Source organism: Acetivibrio straminisolvens JCM 21531, assembly GCF_000521465.1.
Classification (GTDB): Bacteria; Bacillota; Clostridia; order Acetivibrionales; family Acetivibrionaceae; genus Hungateiclostridium; species Hungateiclostridium straminisolvens.
This window is the reverse complement of the sequence record NZ_BAVR01000169.1, coordinates 1-1,041: the sequence shown is the minus strand read 5'-3', so window position 1 is coordinate 1,041 and position 1,041 is coordinate 1. Positions and strand designations below refer to the sequence as shown.

General features: G+C 33.1%; 1 protein-coding gene and 1 pseudogene. Both read left to right on the top strand.

Going from position 1 to position 1,041, the window contains the following annotated elements; genetic code table 11:
• A pseudogene (locus JCM21531_RS17335) lies at positions 1-361 on the top strand (copper amine oxidase N-terminal domain-containing protein); the annotation flags it as partial.
• A gap of 36 nt (positions 362-397) precedes the next feature.
• Positions 398-1,015, top strand: coding sequence for an Athe_2463 domain-containing protein (locus JCM21531_RS17330; RefSeq protein WP_038291714.1), 618 nt, complete (start codon positions 398-400; stop codon positions 1,013-1,015).
• Positions 1,016-1,041: the final 26 nt, after the last annotated feature.

The following is a 1,041-nucleotide window of genomic DNA, read 5'->3' as shown; positions in this document are numbered from 1 at the left end:
AAGCGATACAAGGGAAGTAGCCGGGTTTATTGTACCGAAAGGTATTGATTTAATGGTTGCGGGTGCAGATGAAGATTATAGCTATGAAGCAACGTTTACGATATCTTTTTTGAGAAAGAATGTTGAAAAACAGAAAGATGATATGGAGAAAATATTGTTACAAAGGTTGAGTGAAGAGACGGTAAAAGAGATTATGAGTCTTGTGAGGTCAAAGGTAAAGGATACGGATGTTATTGAAGCAAGGTATTTTTATGACGAAAAGACAGGCCAATATTTGCATTTAGCTAAGTCATGGCCAATGAGAGGATCTACAATTTCTTTGTATATATATAAAAAGGATTCAAACCTTTTTAGAACATGAGAGTAGATTTCTGAGGCTCTGAGGGGGCAAAATACGATGAAAAAAATATTATGTTGTATCATATCGTTATTTGTTTTAGCATCGTATTTGAGTACATATACATATGCAATAAGCTATAATAGTGCAAAAGAAGCAATAGATGATGCTAATAATTTTTTATTAGAAAAAATGGGCTATGAGAATTACTATTCATTAGAAGTAAATGGTATGAATATAAATGATAAACTTGCACAATATGGTTTGGATGTGTTTTCAAACAGGCCAGTATTTGTATACGGTGATAATGTAGAAGCTAGTAAAAAGACAACGACAGCAGGGCGAGATATGGTTAAAAAAGTTAATGGTAAGGACGAATACCGTGCTTTAGGGTATGCAGTGGATGGTTCTGTTTTTCCAAATCCCTCTTTTCCATATGATAATGAGGGTCATGCTGCAAAAGATAAGATGTGGGTTAAAGAACCATGGAATGGTTCAAAAGTAAAATATCTATATAGCGAGAATGGAAATATTGTAAAGAGAACGTTAACGGATAATGCTTTTCAGTATATAGAAAAATGGATCAAGTTTACCAGTTTTAAACCTCATGAAGTTGAAGCTTGTACAGGTAAGAAAAACTATTTTGTACAAATGCAGTTGATGTACCGGAAGGATTAAAGGAAAATTTTGAAGACTTTTTATAT